Source organism: Mucilaginibacter corticis, assembly GCF_007558865.1.
Classification (GTDB): domain Bacteria; phylum Bacteroidota; class Bacteroidia; order Sphingobacteriales; family Sphingobacteriaceae; genus Mucilaginibacter; species Mucilaginibacter corticis.
On record NZ_VLPK01000001.1, the window covers coordinates 1320825 to 1338360 of the forward strand.

Genomic DNA, 17536 nt, shown 5'->3' on the forward strand with positions numbered 1-17536 from the left:
TATTAATCTTTATTTACCAGTTCTATAAAACCGACTTCCTTTTTATAAAGATAACAAATCAGCTTGTTATCCAAAGCTATAGCCTCTACAGGACGAAAAAGCGGTATATACCCTTGTACGTCAACCAGCTCATCAACCGTTGCGTTTATGTCGTCAACTTCGTAACATACGTGGTAAGGCGCTACTCCGTTTTTCTTTAAAATTTTATTTACCGACGATTGCTCATCAATAGGCTCAATAAGCTCAACGCGGGGCATACCGTCTTTGGTTAAAAAACAGATCTTTACGCGTTGAATTTCGTCGTCAATTACAGGCGTGGCCTGGTAACCTGCCCGCACATATGGGGCAGATGTATTGGCTATGCTATCGGTTACATAGCCAATATGATGAAATCTGAAACTACTAAGCACTATAATTTACCGGCTATAGATTCGGTCATTTCTGAAACGTTGCTCCAGGAAAGGATCTCTTTTGATGTAAATTTTATTTTGAACGCTTTTTCAATAGCTACAATTAACTGGATGTGTGACAGCGAATCCCAATCTTCTACATCATCAGCGGTAGTTTGAGGGGTTAATACAATGTCCTCATTATCCAATACGTCACGAAAAATGTCCTGTACTTTAGCTAAAATTTCAGTTTGTTCCATTATTACTTCTTTTTTATTTGTTTTCGATATAAAATTCTCTGTCTGCATGATCGCCAACTTCCAGCTCAAACTGTAGCGGTTCTGAACCTTCAATGGTACTGAACCCAAGTTTAGGGAAGTGGTCGGCCACCATGTTGTTTTTTGCAGTAGGCAAGTATTCGCCAATGATGCGTTGAAAACCGTGCTCTTTTGCATAGTTAACAATAGTGCTTAACGTAAAGTCTTCCATTCCGCGTTTCAACACCCTGCAGCTCATAAACCAGGTATCAACAAAAAGCGTTGACGCATCCAATTTCTTTAAAATGATCACGCAGATCAAGCCATGGTCGCCAAATTTATCGGCAAGGGTAAATGAAAAGTTTACGTATTGGTCGTTATTTTCTAATGCTTCGATCTCAGCCTCGGTATAACGTACAGTACGCAGGTTAAACTGGTTACTGCGCTGCGAAAGCTGGGCCACGCGCACAGTGTTAAATGAGTCAAAACCTTTTACTTCTGATACCATGTTCAATGATTTCAGGAAATCGGCTTCGTTGGTAAAGCTTTGCATTAAAGAAACACGCTTGCTTTCTACCTGGTACTGCGCTGTACGCTCTGCATCGGCATTTGAGTATGAAGCGGTTTCAAAAAGATTTAATGAATAAAGATATTCCAGGTATTCTCCCGGATCTTCCGGCAATTCAGGCACCGTAACTTCAGGTACGTTTTCTCTTACGATGTTACGCTCAAAAGGGTTATCATCAAGAAACACCATCGAGTCGAACCCAATATTCAGGATGCTTTGGATAAAGCGGATATTATCGGCCTTGTTATTCCAGTTGGCAACAAAAACGGCAATGTCCTCTATTTTCAAAACCATCTCAGGATTTTTTTCAAACGGAGCTCTTGCTTTATCTTCATCATTCTTACTGCAAACAGCAATGATGATACCACGGTTCTTCAGGTTCTTAACCCATTGCTGAAACTCGGTAAATGCTTTACCTATACCCAGCCCGTGACCAACCTGGATGTTCTCCCAGCCATCGTCGCCCACAATACCACCCCAGGTAGTGTTGTCAAGATCCAGGATCAGGCACTTTTTAAACTTACCTTCAAGCGCGCAGATAATATCCAGCGTGCGCGATGCCACATAAGGCAGGATATCAAGGCTCAGCACCATTTCTGTGCTGATGTAAATATGGCTGTTAAACCCAACGTTACGCCCAAATTTGTTTTGTAAACCGGCAATGTCGCAAATAAAGAAGTTTGCATTTTCCTGCGCGATCTTCATCAGTTCGTAGTTCAGTTTACGCAACTGGAATACAAATGAAGACTCGACCTTGTTGGCGTAGCTTCCAAAAACAGTGTCTTCTATTTCCGGATAGTTATAGTAAATTATACGCCCCTTAACAGTATTGCACATCATCCTGATAAAATCAAGGCGCTCATCTGCCAAACCTATCTGGTCTAACGGCGATGTGTGGCTATACTTTTCTAACAGTTTATGGGTTGATTGAAAAACCACAGTATAATCGGCTTCAAATTCGTGCAGATCAGACGTCGGGTCCATTACCTGGCGCTCAACCTGGTTAAACTCTGCCTCAAATAAGTCAATATTGTAGTTTCTTTCATAGCCCATCCCTTTAAGAGAAACAGCTAAAAACTGGGTGGCTACATCGCCTAAAAGAGCTACCTTCCGGGTTGGAAGCGATGAATACTCTTTCTTTAAATTTTGTTTAAGTTCTTTAAAAGATATCATATCATTTATTGATGCAGTCAAAAAGCGCGACTTAAATCGCTTAGCTTTCAAATTTACAGCACGTAAACGTAATAAATTTTTGCGAAAAATAGCCTTTTTTTCTCTATCCAATAAGGAATATAAATAGCCTAATAGTTAATTAAGAATAAGTTAACGTTGGGTTAGCTTAATGAAGTTTATCAGGCCAAATGTATCACGGCGTATAAAGCGGCCAATGAAATGGTAATCCATAATGATATCCCCTGAACTAAAGGCCTGAACCCGACAGAAACTAATACCTTTCTGGATAAGCCGGCACCGATCAGAAAAAGGGTCAGAGTTAACCCGGCTTTAGCTGTCGGGATAAAATAAGGGCTAAGAAATTTCACTGCGGGGACATAGGTATTAGCGATCATGGCCAGCACAAATAGCCCGATAAAATAAGGAATACTGATATTTTTAGACTTGTTTTTAAAAATGAAGGTCGACATAAAAGCAACCGGAATGATCCAGAGCGCTCTTGCTAGTTTAACAGTTGTAGCTACCTCTAAAGCATGCGATCCATATTTACTGGCCGCGCCCACAACAGAGCTGGTATCATGTATCGCGATAGCGCACCATAAACCGAACTGGGTTTGCGACAAGTTTAAGTAATGACCTATTAACGGAAATATAAACAGGGCTATAGAATTTAGAATAAAGACACAGCCTAATGCTACCGAGATCTGTTTCTCTTCGGCTTTAATTACCGGGGATATTGCGGCAATGGCGCTGCCACCACAAATGGCCGTGCCTGATGAGATCAAAAAAGAAGTTTTCTTTTCGATGCTTAACCATTTGCCCATCAGTGTTCCGAATATTAAAGTGCCGGTTATGGATGCGATGGTAAATAATATGCCTTCTTTACCTGCCTGGAACGCGCTGTGCACATTCATGCCAAAACCTAAGCCTACCACGGATACCTGTAATAGCAAATGAGTGGCTTTATGATTTAAATGTATATACGGATGCCCGGTAAGTTGCGCAATGACAAGCCCCATTAATAACGCAATGGCTGGGCTGATAAAAGGAGTAAGACAAAGTACTATACCGATAATAAATACGGCTTTGCGTGTATGCTCATTAACATTTAATAACAAGCCGCTGTTTAATGTATTGGGGTTGATTTGGGTATGCATAACAATCTGTTTTGATACCCAAAATTGAGACTTATAAGCTTCGGATTTTTATCACAAAATCCAATTGTCAATAACTTAAAGTTATTGAAACAAAGGGTTTATTTTGATGTCCTTGCGAAACGCATAAATAACTCGGCTAATGATGAGGGCTGGCCGTGCTGCTTAATAAAATGAAAGGTGCGCTCTACTGTCAATCCCTTTATATCAATAATACGGCACTCGTTATGCTGTAATTCTTTCAAAATGGCGTGTATAGATAAAAAAGCCAGGCAATTACTGTGCAACAAATATGATTTGATGCTTTCGGTGCCACCTAATTGCATTTCAATTTGCAGGTCGGCCAATTTAATGTGGTGGGGTTTCAGTGCATGCGCAATTACATCCAGGGTGCCTGATCCCGGCTCACGTAACAGTAAAGGATAATTTTTCAATTCTTCGGGTTTAATAGTATCCTTTTTTACTGTGGTGTTATTACTCGCGCAAACTAATACCAGTTCGTCCTTTAAGTATTCTTCATATTTAATAAGCGGATTACGCGGAATCCCCTCAATAATTCCAAATTCAATATCTTTATTAAGCAAGGCCTGTTCAATATCTTCGGTATTACCGGTGATCAATAGTACCTTGATCTCTTTAAATTTCTTATGAAACTGTGCCAATACCGGCGGGATAATATATTGTGCAACAGTAGTACTGGCGCCAATGCGTAATACACCACTATGTTGCTTTAATAACAGGTTTATATCAAACTCAAGCTCTTTGTAAATACCTAACAGTTGCTCTGCATATTGTAACAGGATCGCGCCGGCCGGTGTAAGCAGGATCTTTTTATTACCGCTACGCTCGAATAAAGAGACTTTATATTCATTCTCCAACTCTTTAATATGTTTGGTAACCGCCGGCTGGCTGATATACAATTCCTCGGACGCTTTGGTGAAATTAAGCCGCTTAGCAACTGTATAAAAAACTTGCAGACGAAAATCAAGCATAAAAGATCTTGTGGTTTTAAACGTAAAGGTAAAAATTATTAGTAGCCATGGGCCAATTTAATCGGCGGCATAAGCTGGCTGACCATATTTGATACATGCGTATGTGACAAATGTGCGGATGTAATGACATCTTAAAAATTATTTTGAAAGTTTAAATTTTTGACCGACCTTTAATTCATCAGATGATAGGATGAATAACACAATTGTTAAAAGATCATTGGCAGACGAAGTTGCCACCCGGATAATGGAACAAATATCGCTGGGCCATTACAAGGTAAATGAAAAACTGCCTATTGAACCCGAGCTAATGAAAAGCTTTGGCGTAGGCCGATCAACCGTTCGCGAGGCGGTGAAGAGCCTGGTTAACTCGGGGATGTTGCGGGTACAGCAGGGCGTAGGCACTTTTGTTGAACCGCCAACTAATAACCGCGAACCAATGGACCAGCGCCTAAAACGTGCCAACGCGCAGGATCTTGACGAAATACGGCAGCTGCTTGAAATGAAAATTGCCGAAAAAGCGGCAACTAATCGAACCGAAAAAGATATCGCCAATATTAAGGCGCACCTGGCTGCCAGGAAACAGGCCGCAATTGACGGACTGATCAACGAGTGCATTGAAGCCGATGTAGCCTTTCACACAAGTATTGCCGAAGCATCAAAAAATGAGATCCTTGCAGATCTGTACAGGTCTGTAGCGGTACACCTTAAAGACTGGTTCGTTCATTTATACCCGGATACCGCGATCTTTAAAGAAACTTACAACCTGCATGAGCAACTGCTAAAAGACATTATAGCCGGTGATCCGAAAAAAGCCTGGACCACCGCTGCCAGGATCATTGGCCACGTATACAACTAAAAAATTTACTACAATTCATCAGATGATCTGATTTGAAAATTATATTATGAAAAACAACACATCACAAACCATTAGTAATGATGCCGCGCAAATTGCGCAGCAAACCGTATTTGCCATACTTTTTACAATCAGTTTATCACATTGTATTAACGATTTGCTACAAGCCGTTATACCTTCTATTTACCCGGTTTTAAAAACTAAGTTTAGTCTCTCCTTTTCGCAAATTGGTTTAATTACGTTTACTTACCAAATTACCGCTTCTATACTCCAACCTTTTGTAGGTTTTTATACAGACCGTAAGCCAAGGCCTTATTCGCTTATTGTTGGCATGAGTTTTACTTTGCTTGGTTTGCTTGCTGTGGCTTTTGCTGACAGCTTTAATCATTTGTTGTTATCGGTAGGCTTAATTGGTATTGGCTCTTCTATATTTCACCCGGAATCGTCGCGTGTTGCACATTTGGCATCTGGTGGAAAGAAAGGTTTGGCGCAATCTATTTTTCAGCTTGGCGGTAACGCGGGCAGCGCCATTGGCCCGTTGCTGGCGGCATTAATAGTTGTGCCTTATGGTCAGTTCAACGTAATATGGTTTTGCCTGATAGCTTTTGTTGGCATACTGGTATTATCGCGCGTCTCTGCCTGGTATCGCGAACGGTTAAACATCAACGCGCGCAATAAAACCGTAGTTAAACAAGAAATCCACCATGCGCTGTCTAAAAGAAGAGTGATCTTCTCTTTAGGTATATTACTGGTTCTTATCTTTTCAAAATATTTTTACCTGGCCAGCATTACCAGTTACTATACTTTCTTTTTGATAGATAAATTTCATATTTCAGTACAGCAATCGCAATTATACCTGTTCGCATTTTTGGGTTCGGTAGCTTTGGGTACCTTAATAGGCGGTCCGATAGGTGATAAATACGGCCGTAAATATGTTATCTGGATCTCGATCCTGGGCGTAGCGCCTTTTACATTATTATTGCCTTACGTAGGTTTGTTTTGGGTTGGCGTGTTATCCGTAATTATCGGGCTGATCCTGTCGTCGGCGTTTTCGGCCATATTGGTTTATGCTACCGAATTGGTGCCCGGTAAGGTAGGTTTAATAGCCGGCCTGTTTTTTGGATTAGCGTTTGGCATGGGTGGTTTAGGGTCGGCCGTGTTGGGCAAAATCGCCGATTTAACCAGCATAGCCTATGTGTTTAAGATCTGCGCGTTCTTACCGCTCATTGGTATATTGACAAGCTTCCTTCCAAATTTAGAACATAAAAAGACAGCTTGATATTATCAGACCGTATAAAACAAGAGCGGCTTTCAATTTGAAAGCCGCTCTTGTTTTATACCTCGGTTTTATGATTTATCTCTTTTACGATCTCGTCTAACTTTTGCGTCGTGACTATGATGTTGTTAACCACAATTACATTCTCTTTATCTTTAGGGTTTTCATGATTAAACAGTTGCCCTAAACCAAGCAGGGTAGCTACCTGCGCCCTGACTTTATGCGACTGGATCCAGGCGATATCCCGCAACCTGCCATTTTGTACCTTAACTTTTTCAACCTGGTTGTTGATCAGTAAGAACGACAATAACGTAATTACCGAAGCAGAAAGAATCAGCGTGATGATCCAGTAATGTAAACGTTCGAGAGATAATTGCGATGCTCTTACGTCATCAATGGATTGCCGTTGCAGGTTGGCTATCTCGGTATCAAAAAAACTTTGAATGGCTATAATATTTTTGATATGCTTGCCCCGCTCCGCGTAGGTTCTTGTATTGTTTGAGTCGGCCTTTATCAGCCAGTCTTCTTCGGCGTTAATTTGCTTTGCAAGGGTATCCAGCTTCTGTCCCTCAGAATTACTTACCAGCCTTTTAAGCCGGCGCATGTCAAAGCTGATCTCCCAAAGGCCCTTTCCGTAAGTTTCAACATAGGCTTGCGATGGACTGTTCTTGTAAGTGGAAATGTAAATTACCGCGTTTTTAAAATCGTTTGATACTTTTTGATGTTCGCTGATAAGCGTAGTGGTATTAATAACATCGTTATTAGATTTGATGAGCAGGGTATAGTTTCTTTGCGTAAGGTAGATTATTGCTACCAGCAAACCGATAATGACAGTTCCTAAAAATAGGTTAGTATTACCTTTATTTCTTTCCATCTCAAATAATTAGGTGTTTAAACGTTGTTATAAAAAATTGATCCTTGTTAAAATGTTCATAGATAATCCCTGCCGGATGAAACACAACAATAACAGAACTATTTTGGTTTCATAACGTCCTAATTTTAAATATCATATGCCAAATAACAAATCATTGAGCGATTTTTATGCAAGCTTGATAAATTTTTTACACAGACGTGTGAAAATATAACAGGCAGTTAATTTTGATGTCGCAACAATTAAAAAATAACATAAATGGCTTTTGAAAATTCCCGAACTTTTTTTAAAAATTCAGAACATTATTTAATTCCGTGGGGCAGGGTACTTACAGATGTCCATCCGCCATCAACAATTAAACTTTGCCCGGTAATATGTTTGGCCTTGTCAGACACCAAAAACAGCGCGGTATCTGCAATGTCGCTTACATAAGCAGGGCGGCCCATCGGGGTAATTTCAGACCATACCTGTTCATAATTCTCTTCTTCGGTAGTTCGCTCGGTTAACGTGGCACCGGGCGCTATGGTGTTTACATTTATTTTATAAGGCGATAGCTCAATGACCAGGTTTTTGGCCAGCATTTCAATAGCGGCTTTGGTCATAGCATAGGCGGCAAGGCTTTTAAGCGCCTGGTGCCCTACTACCGATGATGTGAAAAGTATAGTACCGCCGCTTTCCTGCAGCTTCATTTTATTGGATGCAGCCTGTGCCAGGAAAAACGACCCGCCGAGATTTACATGCAATACTTTAAAAAAGGCTTCGGGCGAATAGGTGGCAAAATCGCCAAACAGGGTAATACCGGCATTGGCAATTACGATATCCAGGTGCCCGTACAGATCGACAGCAGCGTCGACCATTTTATTGATAAATGAAATTTCACTGGCATCGCCCGGAAACGGGATACAGGCTTTGCCGTTATCAGCGTTGATCTTGGTTGCCGCTTCTTCGGCTAACCTACCATCTTGGTCGTTTAGCAATACGGTTGCGCCATTTGCTACCAGTAATCTGCATATCTCAAAACCAATGCCCTGGCCTGCACCGGTAACAATGGCTACCTTGTTTTTAAAATCCATGTGCTAATTTGCATAATTGATATGCAGTTTGCAAGCGCTAATTTTTAGAACGATTCATTTAAATTAAGAAAGAATCCTTTATTGCCAAATCTGCCGAAGGCATAATCTAATGCAAGGTTGGTACGGGTGGCTTTGTTAAACAATACACGTAAGCCTGCGCCGTAACCGGGCTGGAATACCTGGAAAAGCTTGGTGCCATGCTCGTCATTCGCGGTTTGTAAACTGCCGAAAGCAACACCGCTCAAAAATTTATTGGCTAATATTGGGAAGCGAAACTCCGCTTCGGTATCATTAAACTGCGTACCCTTAAAATATTGCGATGTATAACCGCGCCCGCTCCTGAAAGAACCATCCCTGGCGGTTCCCGGTAATTCAAGGTACGGGATCTCGCCGCTTACTAAATATGATCCCCAGTTCCAGAACGCCAATACGGTTTCAGGGGCAATATCAGACAAGCTAATGTATTTCCTCAGATCGGTAGTAAACTGAACTGAGTTTTTAGTACTGCCCACCCACGTCTGGTTTATCCTGATCCCTGCATCAAAATAAACGCCTTTGTAGGCTCGGTTGGGGTTATCGCGGGTAGTGTAAGCTACGTTAAAAAGAAAGCCGTCCGCAGCGTAATGATTCTGCGGGAAACCGTGTTCATTGTTATAAACGCTTGAAGGGGTGGCGTTATTAGTAGTATCCTTAACAGAAATACTGTTACGTATCTCGAATGACATACCTGCACCTACAAACAGGTTTTTAGCAACCTCTTTATAAACCTTTTCCCTGAAATTATAATACAACGAATGGATGGCATAAACCTTACGCGCCGGGTCGGCCAGTACTTTGGCTGCCGGGCTGCCATCGGTTATACTTCTGCCAATGCCCAGGCCATAATCAGGCGTTACAGTCTTTGCGGCTACTATGTTACCCTGAAAGTTCCACTTATTGCCGGGGGTAAAGATATTATGGTTCAAATAAAAGTAAATGATGCCCTTACTGGTAATAGATGCCGATGTGGCGGCAACTGATAGCAGCGTATTAGGGTCGGTCCCCAATTTTCTGCCGGCTACTGCTTTTATACCCAATTGCGCGCCTATAGTAGGGTTAGCTGCTACGTTAGGCACAATTGTAATGCCCGAACTTTTATGCAAGGTATCCGCTTCTTTTTTGGGATGTAAAATATTGCGGGTAAGGTCGCCAAAATCATATTGCTTGTTGATGTTTTCCTTAACAGGCGCGCTTTGTTTCTTTTTTATGCGTAATGAATCTGCCTTTAATGAGTCTGCAGGCATAGTTTGGGCATATGTTAACATTGGTACTGCCATAAAAAGCAGCAACAATGTTAACAGAAAATTATTTTTATGCAGGGTGGTAAAATGCATTCTTATACATAGTTAATATTGTTACCAGGCTAAATAGCTTGTACATCCTTAACCAATATTTCAGTTAAATGTTTAAACTTAAATTTATTGTAATGGGTAAATGACGGTTAATGTTTAAATATTCATCCATTGCAATCTGCGAATATCAAAGCCGAGCATCCGGGCCATAACAACAAATTGTGCCCTTATTTCATCCGGGATATTTGTCTCTTTAGACAATATGCGCAATTGATCAAGATTGCTACCGCATACGAGGGCATATTTGTATTCGGGGTCAATATCAATAACATTATATGATGAGTAAAATGGCGGGGAGTATGAAACCTTAAACATCCCGAGTTCTTCGCCATCAACAAACTTTAGCTTGCCAGATGTTTCTACCCATTTATCCTTTTTAATATCATATCCTTTGGTTATAACATTTACTGTACCGTCACTATTTAAAGCGTAATGTTCTGTTAGTTGCCCCATGTGCTTTACTGCATGATTGGGCAAACGTGCAATTTCATACCAAAGGCCCATGTAGTTTTCTATATCAAAACCCTGTACCGGGATAGCCCCATCAGGGATCTCATCTGAGAATAATTTATAAACTATAGCTGCCACACCAATACCGGCAGCCATGGCTATTACCAATTTTTCTTTTTTCATCCTTTATAAAGTTTTTGCCAGCATATATTGTTTGCAGATTTTCTAATTTAGCCACATGTCAAAATTTAAAACCATCATATTTGATCTTGACGGCACATTGGCTAATACCTTGCCCTTGTGTATTGCTGCCTTTAAAAAAAGCATTGAGCTGTTATTAAATAAAGAAATTAGCGACCAGGAAATTATAGCATCGTTTGGCCCGTCAGAAGAGGGTACTATCCGCAAACTTATACCGCAGCATGAGCAGGCTGGGGTTGAGGCTTACCTGTACCATTATCAACAATTACATTATACCTGCCCGGCACCCTTTGACGGGATCAAAGATTTGCTGCAGTTTTTAACTGATCGTAAAGTACAATTGGCTATGGTTACCGGTAAAGGCGTACATAGTACAAAGATCTCGTTAGAGCAATTTGGACTGGCCCAATACTTTGAAATAGCAGAAACCGGATCGCCGGAAGGGCCTAATAAGGTAAATGGTATCCGAAAGGTGCTAATCCGCCTGAACGCCGATGCTGCCGAAAGTTTATATGTAGGTGATGCGCCAAGCGATATCACTTATTGCAAACAAGTGGGTATCCCCATTGCAGCCGCCGCCTGGGCCGAAACTACTGATGCAAAAGAATTAATTCCCCTAAACCCGGATTGGCTATTCTACACTGTTGCCGAATTTAAAACCTGGCTTACGGACCATATCAATTAAAACACACAAACCCCGGATTAATGTCCGGGGTTTTGTGTGTTTTAAGGTTTTACTTTTTGTAAACGATCTTAAAGATAGCGCCCTTAAGATCATCAGCAACGTACAATGCGCCATCTGGTCCTTGTGCTAAACCCATAGGCCGATATTTGATAGGCCCGCTTGGGTGTTCAATATCTGTGCCTGCAAAGTTATCTGCAAAAACTTCCCAATCGCCGGATACCTTGCCGTTAACAAATGGTATAAATGCTACCAAATACCCTTTCTTTGGCGAAGCCGACTGACCGTGCAAGGCAACAAATATCCCGTTCTTATAACGTTTAGGGAACATGCTACCCGTATAAAACAGCAGATCATTTGGTGCCATGTGGCCCGGGAAAGCTACTGCCGGGTCAGCATATTTATCGGTGCTTGTTTTACCATCGCCGCCATACTCAGGTGCCAGCATTTTCTTTTTCTGGATCTGGTCATAATAAGCAAATGGCCAGCCCGCATCTAAACCCTCATGCAGTTCATAAACGGTTTCAGCAGGTAATTCGGCGCTTTGTTTTGGCGTGTAATATTGCGGAAATTTGTCGTCGAAGCTGCCACGCCCATGCTGGGTAGCGAACACTGCTTTGGTAACCGGGTTTATATCAATGCCTACAGCGTTTTTAATCCCTTTTGCATAATGGATACCATCACTGAAGGCTTGATTAAACTTATTGGCTTTAAACTTCCAGATCCCCGCGGCCGAATCCAGTATCGGACACCCCGGAATGCCCTGCCCGGAACCACGTTGCCGGCAAGCGTCAGACCATGAGCCTATGGTTAAAAACAAATTTCCCTGGTCATCCAAAACCATTGATTTTGAATTATCATGCGCGTGGTCTACCAGGCCCTGCACGATCACTTCAGGGTTTTCGGTATCGATCACTTCATCCTTACCATTCAGCTTATACCTGAATATCCCGGTGTTTGACGCCGAGTATAAATAATGATCCTTGATCTTTACTCCCGTGCCGGGATAATTGGCAAATGCCAGTTTCTTGTCCAATCGGCCATCATGATTGGTATCACTCAAAAAGTAAATGCCTTTACCTTTTCTTAAAGCATTCAGCTTTACATATACATCGCCACTACCGGTAACCGCTATGTGCCTTACCGGTCCAAGCGAATCGGCAACTATTGTTGCAGAAAAGCCGGCAGGCAGTCTCAGGTCTGCTTTTTTTACTAAATTTTTCCTGATGATAAAACCGCTAAGGCTTATTACTGCAGCAGCAAAGCCGGTTGCCAAAAGAATCTTTTTATTCATTTAATGGATAGATAATTGTGATATAGATTATGTGGAAAATACGCGCAGCAAGGTACACATAAACTGCAATCGCTCAATTATCTATCCGAATAGTTACTTTCTATTTCTTAAGCTTTAAAATAGTGTATGAATTAGCAGGGAAACTGTATTCGAATGTTTTCTCTGTGGCTGATAAAGTACTTTCTTTTGTTGCAATACGAGCCGGGGCTTGCGGTGTGTTTTCTGCTTTCGGATCGCCTGATAGAGTGGAGACCATTATTGGAGCTTTTGCTGTAAAGTTGTCTACATCAACCGATGTTTTAGTTGCTGTTGATTTTGTATTTACCACGTGTAATATCAACTCATCACCACTTTCGCTGCGGGTGGCGGTTACGTCAAGGTCGCCCTCTACACTGTCAAATACGCGTAATGGCGCATGGTTCTTAGCGGCCATTTGGGTTGCATAAAAAGGCGGCATCCCCCATACCTGCGATGGCGTAAAAAACACCTGTCCCTGGTCCCAGCCGTTATCATTCTGGCCCAGTGCCTGCAAGCCGTTTGCCGCGCATGAGGTCAGCACAAAATCGCCTTGACGGCGTACGGCATTCATGGTAGTGGCGTGGCCCAATGCGCGCTGCATGTTGTGTAACCCGCCGTTCTCCTCAAAAATGGTAACCTTTAGTTTGGTGTTAGGGTCCCACTTCAAAAACAGATCATGCATGTTCTGCAAATTCTTATCAACTATCTTACCCGCGTTTGCTTCATCGGCATCGGTATGCAGGTCCCAGTAATCGGCTTTGCCGTTAACAGCCTTAAATACCATCTCCATATTTTCTAAAGATTTAGGCCGCCACCATGCCGCGCAGATCACTTTAATGTCCGGGTTTTTAGCGTGTATGGCATCATATAACAGGTTAAAGCGCTCACTATAGTGTTTGTAATCATTTGTCAGGTCATCCCAGATCACTTCTTCATTGCCCAGCTCAATATAATGTAATTTATAAGGTGCAGGGTGCCCGTTTGCTGCCCGCTTCTTACCCCAGGTAGTAGTGGCGCTGCCGGTAAGATACTCAACCATATTGCTCACATCTTCGGGCGTTTCTTCAACGTTGATGGCGAAAGCCGGCTCAAAGCCCGCGGCGTTGCAGTAGGCAACAAACTCTTCAATACCAAAGCCATTGCTGGTGTATGGGTGCCAATGCCCTTCGTACGGCGGGCGTTTATCGGCCGGCCCGATCATGTTGTGCCATTTATAATCAGGAGCGTTCACCATGGTACCGCCGTAACGCACAAAGTTTAACCCTTCCTGCTGCATTTTGGTGGCTATGTCCGCACGGATAGGTAGGCCTTTAAACTGGTCTTTGCCGGTGCTCATCAGTACGGCCTGATCTATTTCTAATTTGCCCTTTTTATCAATAGATATAACAAAACGAGCCTTCGTATCTGTCGCATTAGCATTGAACGTAAAAGCAAATTTGGTCCAGTTTTCCAATTTGCTATTTGAAGTAAATTTGACGAACGCGTAAGTTTTTTTGCCGTCAGCATTTTGTAAAGCAACGGTAATCGGAAGATTGGCGTCAGCGGTTTTTAGAAAAACATATCCCTGAAATTTTTGTCCTTTCCTAACCGAAATACCCCAGCGGCCAAGCCCGCTATTGGCCACACCCAATTTACCCGCGCCGCCTGCATATTCTAATACTTGCGATTGTTTACCATTGTAGGCATCGCTATTGTTCAAAGCAAATTTGCCGTTAACGGTACCTGTTTTAATACCATCCCACATAGCACTTACGGCCGGCATTTGCTTGCCGATAAACTCGTTTTTAATGACGGCGTTGTTTTGTTTGATCACTACATCTTTAAATTTAACATCGGCATTAAAAGTACGTAAACCTATCTTTCCGGATAGCAGCGGACTGTTTTCATCTGTGAAATCAATTGCCGGTGAACTATTATTATTTAAATAAACCAAGATCCTTGCGCCTTTAACTTCAACTTTTAAATGCAACCAAGCATCTTTATCAAACGTCGCTTTAACTTCTTTAAGCAATTTGAAATTATGTACGTGTTTACCCAAAACCAATGCCTGGCGCTGCGGGGCTATACTTATTTCGTAACCATCAAAATCGTCCATGCCTTCCTGCTCATTGTTTACCCGTACAATAAAACCGGCAATTTGGTTTTCCTTGCCAAACTTCAAATCTGCTTCTACGCTGCCGTCTTTTATCACCGGGTTTTCACGAATTAATTTATACCCCGGCCCCGAGTTTACAGACACGGCCCCGTCAGCAACTTTCCAGTTGCCCTGCAGGGTTTTCCAGCCTGCTATTTTATCAGCCGGTGCAGGCTCTTCAAAACTTTCGCCATATAAACGCTGGTCGTACAATCCGCCGTAGATCTCGTGGTTCACATCTTCAATACATGAGCCATACATTTTATCGGGGATCTTGTTCAGCACCCGCGACGCGTCGACAACGATACGCGCGTTTTGAGCCAATACGGTTAACGAAGAAAAAGTTATTGAACAGGCAATGGCTAATTTCTTTACCGCCTGGTTTGAGTTATTGAATCTGATCATAAATTGGTTACCTGCAACAGGCTTAGTTTAATTTTGCAAAAATCAACCATTTTAACAATTGACAGTTGAACGCAATTGATATTTTTTAATTCAAAATTGACTAATGTACCATTAATTAGCTCTCTAAGTTATCAATCCCGTGCAAGAAACAGCCAAATTTGTTCAAAAACAGGTTATATTTAAATTGGATATTGCACGTTGATAATTTGTGTACAGATCACCTGTATCCATACATCAGCAGATTAAATTTTTAACTAACAGATACTATAAATGATATTTTTTAAAAGGCGATATATTGCGGTTTTATGCGGTCAATTAATTCTTTCAGCTTTTCAATCTTCGGCCCAGTCGCTTGCAGCACAGCACCCTATCCATCCGCTTGAATTACAGCATGTACGGGTTAACGATGCTTTCTGGAGTCCCAAGCTAAAAGTATGGAACACCGTTACCGTGTACGATGTATTTGACAAACTGGAAGGGAAATATGTACCCGACCGCCCGGATATCATCGCTGAAAAAGAAAAGTGGGGCAGAACACGTAATGCCTTTTTAAACTTCGACCTGGTGGCACAGGGTAAAAAGAATATCAACACGCACGACGGTCCGCCGTGGTACGATGGTTTAGTTTACGAAACCATAAGAGGAGCCGCCGATTTGCTGGCCGAATACCCCGACCCCAAACTGGAGAAAAAGATAGATGCCTATATTGACAGAATAGCTGCCGCACAAGCCGTCGACCCGGACGGATATATTAATACATACACTACGCTAACCAAACCTAAAGATCAACGCTGGGGCCTGAACGGTGCAGATGATAAATGGCAACACGACATCTATAACGCCGGGATGCTGATAGACGCGGCTGTTCATTACTATAAAGCTACGGGTAAAACCAAGCTGTTGGCGGTGGCCGTAAAATTCAGCAACTACATTTATACGGTTATGGGGCCTGCGCCTAAAAGCAATGTGATACCCGGCCACGGTGGCCCTGAAGAAGCCATGCTGCGCATGTACCAGCTGTTTAAAGATCATCCTGAGCTAAAAGCCAAAATAGGCGTGCCGGTGCGTACCGATGAATACTTCGCCCTGACGAAATACTGGATAGAGCAAAGGGGTAATTATGGCGAGAAAGACGGCAGCCACGCCCGCAAGAGCGATGACTCTTATAACCAGGACCACATGCCGGTATTGCAGCAGCAAACCATAGAGGGCCACGCCGTAAGGGCGACATTACTGGCGACAGGCGTAACCGCAGTTGGATTAGAAACCAACGACCCGCGCTACATTCAAACTGCCAATAACTATTGGAACAACATGGTAGGCAAGCGCATGTTCATCACCGGCGGCGAAGGCGCTATTGCAGATGGCGAGCGTTTTGGCGCGGATTATTTTTTACCCGAATCGGCTTATTTGGAGACCTGTGCTTCTATCGGTTCGGCGTTTTTTAGCGAGCAGATGAACGAGCTGGAAGCTGATGGTAAATATGTGGACGAGTTTGAAAGAGTAGCTTATAATAACTTACTATCGGGCGTATCGCTTAGCGGCGACCATTATTTTTACGAGAACCCGCTTATAGCTACCGACCATAAGCGCTGGGCATGGCATGATTGCCCCTGCTGCCCGCCAATGATCCTGAAGATGGTGGCCGCCCTGCCGCAATACATTTATGGGTATGACGACAAATCGTTATATGTAAACCTGTTTATTGGCAGCGAGGCCGATCTGAAATTGAACGGATCCGGTATCACATTGAAACAGACCACCGGCTACCCCTGGAAGGGCGATACAAGGATAGAAGTAGATCCTAAGAAACCGCAGACATTTGCCGTTAACATCCGCATACCGGGCTGGGCAGAGGGTAAGGAAAACCCGTTCGATCTGTATCGCTCAAAAACAACCGGAGCCGTGATACTAAAAGTGAACGGCAAAGTTGTACCTGTTGAACCTGTTAAAGGATACGCGTCTGTAAAACGCCAATGGAAAAAAGGCGACGTGATAGAGCTAAGTTTACCTATTGAACCGAGATTGGTAGCGGTTAATGACGCGGTGCAAACCATTAAAGGCAAACTGGCTATTGCTTCGGGGCCGATAGTTTACGGGTTTGAGGCCATTGATAACCCCGACCTGAAAAACTATAGCATTAGGAATAATGACACCATGACGCTTGATTATAAATCTGAGCTGTTAAACGGTGTAAACATAATTACAGGCCAGGCAACCAACAGCACGGGCGAAAGCGTGAAATTTACAGCTGTACCTTTTTACGCGTTGGGCAATCGTGTATCAGGTGCGCCATACCAGGTGTGGATGCCTGAAAAAGCCAACTGATATGGTTGATATAGCGATGGGTTTTAA

At 42.6% G+C, this 17536-nt stretch carries 15 protein-coding genes; 4 read left to right on the forward strand and 11 right to left on the reverse strand.

Going from position 1 to position 17536, the window contains the following annotated elements:
* Positions 1-2: 2 nt before the first annotated feature.
* The 5 genes from FO440_RS05705 to FO440_RS05725 all read right to left on the reverse strand — a co-directional run bounded on the left by FO440_RS05705 (position 3) and on the right by FO440_RS05725 (position 4533).
* Positions 3-410, reverse strand: a complete 408-nt coding sequence (locus FO440_RS05705; protein ID WP_144247249.1) for a VOC family protein — start codon at positions 408-410, stop codon at positions 3-5.
* Positions 410-649 carry an acyl carrier protein gene (locus FO440_RS05710; RefSeq protein WP_144247250.1) on the reverse strand — a complete coding sequence of 80 codons (240 nt, stop codon included), beginning with the start codon at positions 647-649 and terminating at the stop codon, positions 410-412. Before FO440_RS05710 ends, FO440_RS05705 begins: the two co-directional genes overlap by 1 nt.
* Positions 650-662: 13 nt before the next feature.
* The gene (locus FO440_RS05715) at positions 663-2387 is read right to left on the reverse strand and encodes an HAD-IIIC family phosphatase (RefSeq protein WP_144247251.1); all 1725 of its coding nucleotides are present in this window, start codon (positions 2385-2387) and stop codon (positions 663-665) included.
* 179 nt (positions 2388-2566) lie between these two features.
* Positions 2567-3544, reverse strand: a complete 978-nt coding sequence (locus FO440_RS05720) for a YeiH family protein (protein WP_144247252.1) — start codon at positions 3542-3544, stop codon at positions 2567-2569.
* 98 nt (positions 3545-3642) lie between these two features.
* On the reverse strand, positions 3643-4533 hold the full coding sequence (locus FO440_RS05725; RefSeq protein ID WP_144247253.1) for a LysR family transcriptional regulator: 891 nt from the start codon (positions 4531-4533) through the stop codon (positions 3643-3645).
* 190 nt (positions 4534-4723) lie between these two features.
* On the opposite strand from FO440_RS05725, the gene FO440_RS05730 reads away from it, so the two are divergent.
* A complete protein-coding gene (locus FO440_RS05730) occupies positions 4724-5389 on the forward strand; it encodes a FadR/GntR family transcriptional regulator (RefSeq protein ID WP_144247254.1) in 666 nt (221 codons plus the stop codon).
* Between the two features lie 46 nt (positions 5390-5435).
* Entirely contained in the window at positions 5436-6665 is a 1230-nt protein-coding gene (locus tag FO440_RS05735) for an MFS transporter (RefSeq protein WP_144247255.1), read from the forward strand.
* A gap of 55 nt (positions 6666-6720) precedes the next feature.
* On the opposite strand, the gene FO440_RS05740 is transcribed toward FO440_RS05735, so the two are convergent.
* The 4 genes from FO440_RS05740 to FO440_RS05755 all read right to left on the reverse strand — a co-directional run bounded on the left by FO440_RS05740 (position 6721) and on the right by FO440_RS05755 (position 10630).
* On the reverse strand, positions 6721-7536 hold the full coding sequence (locus tag FO440_RS05740; RefSeq protein ID WP_144247256.1) for a hypothetical protein: 816 nt from the start codon (positions 7534-7536) through the stop codon (positions 6721-6723).
* Between the two features lie 299 nt (positions 7537-7835).
* The gene (locus FO440_RS05745) at positions 7836-8606 is read right to left on the reverse strand and encodes an SDR family NAD(P)-dependent oxidoreductase (protein ID WP_144247257.1); all 771 of its coding nucleotides are present in this window, start codon (positions 8604-8606) and stop codon (positions 7836-7838) included.
* Positions 8607-8650: 44 nt separating this feature from the next.
* Positions 8651-9889 (reverse strand): BamA/TamA family outer membrane protein, encoded by a 1239-nt coding sequence (locus tag FO440_RS05750; protein WP_246104178.1) that lies wholly within the window; start codon positions 9887-9889, stop codon positions 8651-8653.
* A 204-nt stretch (positions 9890-10093) separates the two neighbouring features.
* Positions 10094-10630 (reverse strand): lipocalin family protein, encoded by a 537-nt coding sequence (locus tag FO440_RS05755; RefSeq protein WP_144247259.1) that lies wholly within the window; start codon positions 10628-10630, stop codon positions 10094-10096.
* Between the two features lie 55 nt (positions 10631-10685).
* Between FO440_RS05755 and FO440_RS05760 the strand changes: the two genes are divergently transcribed.
* Positions 10686-11333: an HAD family hydrolase gene (locus FO440_RS05760; RefSeq protein ID WP_144247260.1), complete on the forward strand. Its 648-nt coding sequence runs from the start codon at positions 10686-10688 to the stop codon at positions 11331-11333.
* 49 nt (positions 11334-11382) lie between these two features.
* Here FO440_RS05760 and FO440_RS05765 read toward each other — a convergent pair whose 3' ends face one another.
* Entirely contained in the window at positions 11383-12624 is a 1242-nt protein-coding gene (locus FO440_RS05765; protein WP_144247261.1) for a PQQ-dependent sugar dehydrogenase, read from the reverse strand.
* Between the two features lie 100 nt (positions 12625-12724).
* Positions 12725-15181: a family 16 glycoside hydrolase gene (locus FO440_RS05770; RefSeq protein ID WP_144247262.1), complete on the reverse strand. Its 2457-nt coding sequence runs from the start codon at positions 15179-15181 to the stop codon at positions 12725-12727.
* Positions 15182-15451: 270 nt separating this feature from the next.
* On the opposite strand from FO440_RS05770, the gene FO440_RS05775 reads away from it, so the two are divergent.
* The gene (locus FO440_RS05775) at positions 15452-17509 is read left to right on the forward strand and encodes a glycoside hydrolase family 127 protein (RefSeq protein ID WP_144247263.1); all 2058 of its coding nucleotides are present in this window, start codon (positions 15452-15454) and stop codon (positions 17507-17509) included.
* The last annotated feature ends 27 nt before the right edge of the window (positions 17510-17536 follow it).